The sequence below is a fragment of the Hydrogenophaga sp. genome (assembly GCF_041633695.1).
Classification (GTDB): domain Bacteria; phylum Pseudomonadota; class Gammaproteobacteria; order Burkholderiales; family Burkholderiaceae_C; genus Hydrogenophaga.
In genome coordinates this window covers 1-1313 of the sequence record NZ_JBFJMY010000725.1, presented here as the reverse complement: position 1 = coordinate 1313, position 1313 = coordinate 1, and the positions used below count along the sequence as shown (strand labels likewise).

The following is a 1313-nucleotide window of genomic DNA, read 5'->3' as shown; positions in this document are numbered from 1 at the left end:
CCTCGGGACTTTGCCCGGGACGATGCGCCGCCTGGATGTGCTGCACATGCAAGGCGATCTGGTGCTGCGCGCAGCATGCGCGCGCATGCGCTTCAAAATGATCGGCGGCGGCTTGTAAACCGTGGTGCACATGCAGGGCCACCACCCGCCCCGGCCAGCGCCGCTGGGCTGCCAGCAGCAAGGCGGTGGAGTCCGGGCCCGCGCTGTAGGCCACCGCCACCCAGGGGTTTGCATCTGCCGGGTTCCAGGCCGGCGCGGCCAGCCGGGTCCAGCGCTCCAGCGCCCCGTCGCAAGGATTGGCGGGGATGGATGCCGGGTTCAACTCAGCGCTTGGGCTTGGGGTCGGCCTTGGTGTCGTTGAACCGGCCATAGCTGTTGAGGCGCGCGTAGCGGCGGTCCACCAGCTCGTCCACCGAGAGATCGGCCAGCTGGCGCCAGGCATCGTTGAGGGCGCGTTTGAGAAACGCGGCCATTTGCTTGTGGTCGCGGTGCGCGCCACCCACCGGCTCGCTGACGATCTTGTCCACCAGGCCCAAAGCCTTCAAACGGTGGGCGGTGATGCCCAGCGCGTCGGCGGCGTCGCTGGCGCGGTCGCTGGTTTTCCAGAGAATGGAGGCGCAGCCCTCTGGGCTGATGACCGAATACACCGAGTACTGCAGCATCAAGACCTGGTCGGCCACCGAAATGGCCAGCGCACCGCCCGAACCACCCTCGCCAATGATGGTGCTGATGATGGGCACTTCGAGCTGCGCCATCTCGAAGATGTTGCGGCCAATGGCTTCCGACTGGCCACGCTCTTCGGCGTCGATCCCGGGGTAGGCGCCGGGCGTGTCCACAAAGGTGAACACCGGCAGCTTGAACTTTTCGGCCAGCTTCATCAGGCGCAAGGCCTTGCGGTAGCCCTCGGGTTTGGTCATGCCGAAATTGCGCAAGCCCCGCTCTTTGGTGTCGCGCCCCTTCTGGTGGCCCAGCACCATGCAGGGCTGGCCATTGAAGCGCGCCAAGCCCCCCACGATGCTGAGATCGTCGGCGTAGTGGCGGTCGCCGTGCAACTCCACGAAGTGCGTGAAGATGTCGCGCACGAAGTCCAGCGTGTAGGGCCGGTCGGCGTGCCGCGCGATCTTGGTGATCTGCCAGGGCGTGAGGTTGCTGTAAATGTCTTTAGTGAGCTGCTGGCTCTTGCCCGCCAATTGCTCGATCTCTTCCGAGATGTCCACGGCAGACTCGGTCTGCACATAGCGCAGCTCTTCGATTTTGCGTTCCAGCTCGGCTATCGGCTGCTCAAAATCGAGAAAATTCTTTTTCGCCAAGGT

Annotated in this window: 2 protein-coding genes; both read right to left on the bottom strand. The window is 64.5% G+C overall.

Annotated features, from left to right (window positions below; translation table 11 throughout):
• Positions 1 to 262: ATP-binding protein (locus ABYB95_RS23590; protein WP_372662843.1), on the bottom strand; the 262-nt coding region annotated here is incomplete at its 3' end.
• Between the two features lie 61 nt (positions 263 to 323).
• Complete coding sequence (locus ABYB95_RS23585) at positions 324 to 1310, bottom strand: acetyl-CoA carboxylase carboxyltransferase subunit alpha (RefSeq protein WP_372662840.1); 987 nt, start codon at positions 1308 to 1310, stop codon at positions 324 to 326.
• Positions 1311 to 1313: the final 3 nt, after the last annotated feature.